Genomic DNA, 5,251 nt, shown 5'->3' with positions numbered 1-5,251 from the left:
ATCTTGCCGTCCAACGCCCACTGACGAAGCGTCATCGGGTGTATCCCGAGACGCTTCGCAGCCTTGGACATGCGCAGCAACTCCATGCACAGAACCATATATGCACAACACTAGGGATTAATAATGAAGTTGATGAGCCTGTACGACACCCCGTGGTGCCGCTGAACACGGCGGGCTTCCACGACGGGCTGATACTCAAGCTCCGGCGAATGGACGAACTGGGGTTGCTGCCATTGCCCCTTGGAGAGCCGGTCTTCGTCGCCGACACGGCCGCCGGCGCACTGACCACCGTGGAGAAGTGCGTTGGAACGGATGGCGAGATCGTGACAACACGGCTTCCCACCTGACAGATCGCGCCGACTCCGGCACGGGCGGCCTTGTACTTGAGGCCCTCAGCCCCAGCACCTCGAATCTCGGCAGGGAACGCTCCCGAACCGGACGGAGGCGCGTCCGCTCCGCCCTCGGAACCCCTTCTAGGGCAGCACCCTGCACAGTGCGTCCAGTGCGCCTGGCCACGCGCTGTCCGAGGGCGCCGCGTAGTTGACCACCAGGGCGTCCCGTTCGGGCAACTGCCATCCGCAGTCCGCCACTTCGTAGCGGAACTGCGTCAACCCCCTGATCGCCAGACCTTGCCGGGCCGCGGCCCGGACCACCGAGCTTTCGGTTCCACGCGGGAGTTCGAGGACCGTCTGCAGTCCAGCAGCCATCCCGGTCACACAAATGCCGGGAGCCCTCTGGCGCAGGACCTCGACCAGTTGATCGCGGCGACGCCGGTAGTGCAGCCGCATCGAGCGCACATGACGGTCGTACGCACCCGAGGCGATGAATTCCGCCAGCGTCAGCTGCTCCAAGGCGCTCGTCATGTAGTCGCCGTGCCCTTTGGCCGCCACGATCTCCGGGATGAGTTCCTCCGGCAGCACCATCCATCCGAGCCGTACCCCCGGCGCCAGAGACTTGCTCACGGAACCGAAGTGCACCACCCGCTCCGGATCGAGGCCTTGCAGGGCCCCCACCGGCTGACGGTCGTACCGAAACTCCCCGTCATAGTCGTCCTCCAGGATCAGGCCGTCCGTGGCACGTGCCCACTCGACGGCCGCCGTGCGCCGGTCCGGGCAGAGCGCGACCCCCGTCGGGTACTGGTGCGCCGGAGTCATCAGCACCGCCCCCACTTCGCGCAGTCGCGCGAGGTCGTCGATGCGTGCGCCATGGTCGTCGACGTAGAGGGGCGGGGTGTGCAGACCGGCGTTCGCCAGCAGCTCGCGAAACAGATCGAGTCCGTAGGCCTCGACTGCCACCCCTCGCACCCCCCGTCCCCTGAGCGCCTGCGCCATCAGCGCCAGACCGTGGTGGAAACCGGAACAGATGACGATCCGATCCGGCTCGGCGTACACCCCGCGGGCCCGCGCCAGATAGTCCGCGAGTGCGGTGCGCAGCTCCATCCGGCCGCGGGCGTCGCCGTAGCCGAAGGCGTCGTGCGGCGCGGCGGTCAAAGCCCGGCGGGCCACGGTGAGCCACTGCGTGCGCGGAAAGGTCGCGAGGTCCGGTGCACCGGTCCACAGGGCATACCGGGGCCGGGGCTCGTCCGGCCTCGCGCGAGGAGCGCCGGGCGCGGGTCTGTGCGGCTCGACCCGGGTGGCCACCCGGGTCCCTGAGCCCTGCTGGGCGGTGAGCCAGCCCTCAGCGACCAGCTCGGCGTAGGACTCGACCACGGTGTTACGGGAGACGCCGAGATCTGCGGCGAGTGAGCGGGAGGCCGGCAGCCGACTGCCTGGCGCCAGACGCCCCGTGCGCACGGCCTCCCTCAAGGCGTCCGTGAGCCCTGCGCGCAGCTTGGGTCCACGCAGCTCCAGATGCAGGTCGGCACCGAACGCAGGGGGCGGACCCGCCGCGGAATTGGTCCGAGAATCCGCCACATAAATAGACCATACTCCCATACCATCGACTGGCCAGTCGTCCAATCGGGCCGCGCTGCGCACCACCGCAGCCTCGTCGCGGTGACGACCGCGCGCCGTGTCGTTCCCCGAGCGTGTTCGCCACAAGCGCGGGCTGGTCAGCGTGATCGTGTGTGTTGTTCTTGCCGAGTTGCGAGTTGAGACCCCTGGTCACGCCCACAGCGACGCGGGTGTTGAGAAACGGTCGGTCCTCGGCGGTCCGGGCAGTCAGGACCCGTACAGAGGGTCGGCGCGCCTCCACAGGCACGGCAAGCTCGACGGGGCGCACGCCGGCCGCGTCGCCGACATCGAGCAGGTCACGGGCCGTTCCAACTCCTGTGGAGGATTGAGATCATGCCGACCATGAGCGTCGGGGGGCGTCGGCGACGGTTCTGGTGGCGGGTCATGGTGGGCGCCTAACTGGCCCTTCTCTATCCGTTCGTGCGCTCGGCCTGGTTCGAACGGCGTCCTGGATCGGGTGGGTTGGCCGAGACCGGGGCATGAAGGAAGGGCCTCTTGGTAGCTCGCCCGACCACACACCTCGGGCAGACCATCGTGGACGACATGGGCTAGATCCCCGGCCCCGGCGTTCTGGACCCGACCTACGCATGGGCCCGCGCTCCCCGTGGCGCGGTACCCGTCCCCGTCCACCGTTCCTTCTGGCCCAACCACCGACAGGAACACCGTCACCACGTCACCGCCTTGACGGGTTACGCAGCTACATGCCACGATCCCGTCACCACTTAAACAGGTGACGCAAATGGGCTGCGGCACCACGGTTTCCGAAAGGGAGAACCCCATGACCCTCACGACGGCCTTCCGCCCGACCCGTAAGCGTCTCGCCGCTCTCGGCGCTGTCGCGGGAGCGGCGGCCCTGGCCCTGGCGGTCACCGCTCCGGCCGACGCCACGGCCGGGCACCACGCGGCCGGGCAGAAGCCCACGGTGGTGCTGGTACACGGAGCGTTCGTCGACGGCTCTAGCTGGAACGGTGTGATCAAGCGCCTGCAGCACGACGGCTATCCGGTTATCGCCCCGGCCGACCCGCTGCGCGGCCTGGCGAGCGATGCCGCCTACATCAACAGCTTCCTCAAGAGCGTCAAGGGACCGGTGGTGTTGGTCGGCCACTCCTACGGCGGCTCCGTGATCAGCCAGGCAGCCGCCGCCGACCCGAACGTCAAGGCGCTCGTCTACATCGCCGCCTTCGCCCAGGACCAGGGCGAGACCGTGGCAGAACTGAACAGCAAATTCCCCGCAACCGAACTCGGCTCCGCCCTCAACGCCGTGCCCTTCCCGCTGACCGGCGGCGGCACCGGCACCGACCTGTACGTCAAGGCCGACAAGTTCCACGACGTCTTCGCCGCCGACGCACCGAAGTCGGTCACAGACCTGGCAGTCGCCACCCAGCGCCCCGTGGCCGCATCCGTCTTCGACGAGAAGCCCACCGAGGCCGCCTGGAAGAGCATCCCCTCCTGGGACCTGATCACCACCCAGGACAAGGCCATCAACCCCGACGAGCAGCGCTTCATGGCCCAGCGCGCCCACGCCCACACCATCGAGATCAACTCCTCCCACGCCGCTCCCCTCTCCCACCCCGGCGCGGTCACCCGCCTGATCGAGCAGGCCGCCCACGCCACGGTCCACTGACACCGCGGCCCCCCTCGCGCCAGGACGGACCGCCCTGCCAACTCCCCTCCACGACACCCGCCGGGCCCACCGTCCCGGCTGTCGAGGGTGTGAGCCCCGAACTTGCCCTCGTGGCCGCGAACACTGGTGCAGTTAGGCACGAGGACGTCCCTGGACCCCTCGCTCCGCGGGTGGACGAAGAAGGTGTGCAGGCCGCCGACAGTGAGGTCGTACACCGTTCGCGGGGCCAGACCGGGCCGGTCCAGCAGGGCTCGACATTCGAGGACCAGTGTGTCGATCTTCGGGTGGCTCTGTTCTTCAAGCAGGTCAGTGGGCTGACCCCGAAGGCCGGCGGCCGGCTGCTTGATGGCCGGACCTGGGATGAGTATCCCGCCACGGCGGACGTGGTGGGTCTGTGACCCTGGTACGCGTCAAAGAGGGCCTGGGCTGATCTTGAAGCCCTGTAGAGCCCGGCGGTCAGGGGTTTCGAACACCCCGTTTCCCTTCCCTGCGGCCCTGTGACCTGGGCCGTCGGCCCAGCTGCAGCGGTGTCCGGCGGCAGCGTTCGACGAGGCGGCCGAGTCAGGGAGGCAGGTGGGTGCTGTGCGCAAGGGCGGCCCCCCTTGCGCACACTGGTGATGAGGCTTTACCAGGGGAGCTCGTGGTCTTCCTCGTGGAAGGTGCCGGTGGGGCCGTCCTTGCCGATGGTCGCCATGCGCACGATGACCTCGGCGCTCTCTTCGACCGGGCGCCCACCGGGAAAATCGGCGGTGAAGTCGGTGGCGGTGAAGCCGGGCTCGACGGCGTTGACCTTGATCTCGGGCAGTGCCTTGGCGTATTGGACGGTGAGCATCGAGACGGCCGCCTTGCTGGAGCCATACACGATGAAAGCGTTGTGCGACTGGTGGCGCTCGGGGTTGGTGACCGCCCAGAAGGAGCCCAGTGCGCTGGAGACGTTCACCACGACCGGGTTGTCGGACTTACGCAGCAACGGAATCGCGGCCTGGGTGACGCGGACGACGCCGACGACATTGGTCTCGAACACGGCGTGCGCGGACTCGGCGGTGACGCCGTCGGCGCCAACGATATTGTTCGCAATGCCGGCGTTGTTGACCAGGACGTCGAGGTGGCCCTCGCGCTCCTCGATCGCGCGCATGGCGGTCTGCACCGAGGCGTCGTCGGTGACGTCGAGCTGCACGAACCGCGCGCCGAGCTCGGCCGCGGCCGCCTCGCCGCGCTCGGTGCTGCGTGCTCCGATGTAGACGGTGTGTCCCTCCTTGATCAGTCGGCGGGCGGTCTCACGGCCGAGTCCCTTGTTCGCCCCGGTGATGAGTGTCACGGTCATGCCTGGTCTTCCTCTCTTCGATCAACCAGCTCGTGTGCCATCCATCGTTCGGCGAAGCGCGGCATTGAGGCAGAGCCCCCGTGATCCTGGGGGTGGCAGGACCAGGCAAGCGCACGGGGCAGGTCGGCTGCGCGGACCCGAGCGATCCAGTGCACGAGCACGTCGGTACTTCCTGGGCGAGGCGTCAGGAGTTCGGCAAAGCCCCCGATGCCGGCGGCCAGTTGGGGCATCTCGAGGCAGGCGGCGGTGAGCCGGGCTAAGAGCCATCACGTAATGCGGGCAGGAAACTGCTGCCCCGCGCGGGGTGCTTCGTTTACCGGATGTCGAGCTTAAGGTTGTGGAGTGCGGCGA

The 5,251-nt window shown here is 68.2% G+C and carries 6 protein-coding genes; 3 read left to right on the top strand and 3 right to left on the bottom strand.

The window, feature by feature from the left end:
* Positions 1-71 (bottom strand): helix-turn-helix domain-containing protein (locus ACIBJF_RS51945; RefSeq protein WP_399184886.1); only part of this gene is annotated, 71 nt, incomplete at its 3' end.
* An 84-nt stretch (positions 72-155) separates the two neighbouring features.
* On the opposite strand from ACIBJF_RS51945, the gene ACIBJF_RS51940 reads away from it, so the two are divergent.
* Positions 156-347, top strand: a complete 192-nt coding sequence (locus ACIBJF_RS51940) for a hypothetical protein (RefSeq protein ID WP_399184885.1) — start codon at positions 156-158, stop codon at positions 345-347.
* A gap of 126 nt (positions 348-473) precedes the next feature.
* On the opposite strand, the gene ACIBJF_RS51935 is transcribed toward ACIBJF_RS51940, so the two are convergent.
* The gene (locus ACIBJF_RS51935) at positions 474-1,934 is read right to left on the bottom strand and encodes a PLP-dependent aminotransferase family protein (protein WP_399184884.1); all 1,461 of its coding nucleotides are present in this window, start codon (positions 1,932-1,934) and stop codon (positions 474-476) included.
* Between the two features lie 796 nt (positions 1,935-2,730).
* On the opposite strand from ACIBJF_RS51935, the gene ACIBJF_RS51930 reads away from it, so the two are divergent.
* Both ACIBJF_RS51930 and ACIBJF_RS51925 read left to right on the top strand, forming a co-directional pair.
* On the top strand, positions 2,731-3,576 hold the full coding sequence (locus ACIBJF_RS51930) for an alpha/beta fold hydrolase (protein WP_399184883.1): 846 nt from the start codon (positions 2,731-2,733) through the stop codon (positions 3,574-3,576).
* Between the two features lie 185 nt (positions 3,577-3,761).
* On the top strand, positions 3,762-3,974 hold the full coding sequence (locus ACIBJF_RS51925; RefSeq protein WP_399184882.1) for a hypothetical protein: 213 nt from the start codon (positions 3,762-3,764) through the stop codon (positions 3,972-3,974).
* Positions 3,975-4,201: 227 nt separating this feature from the next.
* Here ACIBJF_RS51925 and ACIBJF_RS51920 read toward each other — a convergent pair whose 3' ends face one another.
* Positions 4,202-4,900, bottom strand: coding sequence for an SDR family NAD(P)-dependent oxidoreductase (locus tag ACIBJF_RS51920; RefSeq protein ID WP_399184881.1), 699 nt, complete (start codon positions 4,898-4,900; stop codon positions 4,202-4,204).
* Between the last annotated feature and the right edge of the window lie 351 nt (positions 4,901-5,251).

The organism is Streptomyces sp. NPDC050743 (assembly GCF_044456925.1).
GTDB lineage: Bacteria > Actinomycetota > Actinomycetes > Streptomycetales > Streptomycetaceae > Streptomyces.
The sequence above is the reverse complement of the archived record's forward strand: the minus strand, read 5'-3'. Positions and strand labels throughout refer to the sequence as shown.

Excerpts from the sequence above, each read along its gene's own strand:
- ACIBJF_RS51935 (WP_399184884.1), bottom strand. The coding sequence starts at position 1,934 with ATGGGAGTATGGTCTATTTATGTGGCGGATTCTCGGACCAATTCCGCG.
- ACIBJF_RS51930 (WP_399184883.1), top strand. The coding sequence starts at position 2,731 with ATGACCCTCACGACGGCCTTCCGCCCGACCCGTAAGCGTCTCGCCGCT.
- ACIBJF_RS51920 (WP_399184881.1), bottom strand. The coding sequence starts at position 4,900 with ATGACCGTGACACTCATCACCGGGGCGAACAAGGGACTCGGCCGTGAG.